This window comes from Psychroserpens mesophilus (genome assembly GCF_050617655.1).
Taxonomy (GTDB): domain Bacteria; phylum Bacteroidota; class Bacteroidia; order Flavobacteriales; family Flavobacteriaceae; genus Psychroserpens; species Psychroserpens mesophilus_A.
The window spans coordinates 1-370 of sequence record NZ_JBODQC010000067.1; the positions used below are offsets into that span (position 1 = coordinate 1).

Annotated in this window: 1 pseudogene; it reads left to right on the top strand. The window is 48.6% G+C overall.

The features are described from left to right. Window positions 1–370 (top strand): annotated as a pseudogene (locus tag ACRHNM_RS16350) (TolC family protein); the annotation flags it as partial.

Genomic DNA, 370 nt, shown 5'->3' on the forward strand with positions numbered 1-370 from the left:
GCATTTTGTATTCGCGATCTGCGGATGCCTGTTCCTTTCCGGAGTCTTTGCACAAACCCCGGAAATCGACGGAATTTTACAGCAGATTGAGCAGAACAACCGGGAACTACAGGCAATATCCTCATATCTGGAGGGCAGAAAACTGGAATTAAAATCAGGAAATAACTTGCCTGATCCGCAATTCGGCTTCTTTTACCTTCCCAATGGAGATAACTCCACGGGCGATTACACGGAATTCCAGGTAAGCCAAACCATCGAGTTACCAACTGACTACGGCGCCAGGGGTACCCTGATCGAAGAACAGGAAACCCAATTGGAGCTCGAGTATCTATCGAGACGACAGGAAATACTGTTACGGGTCGGAGGGCAC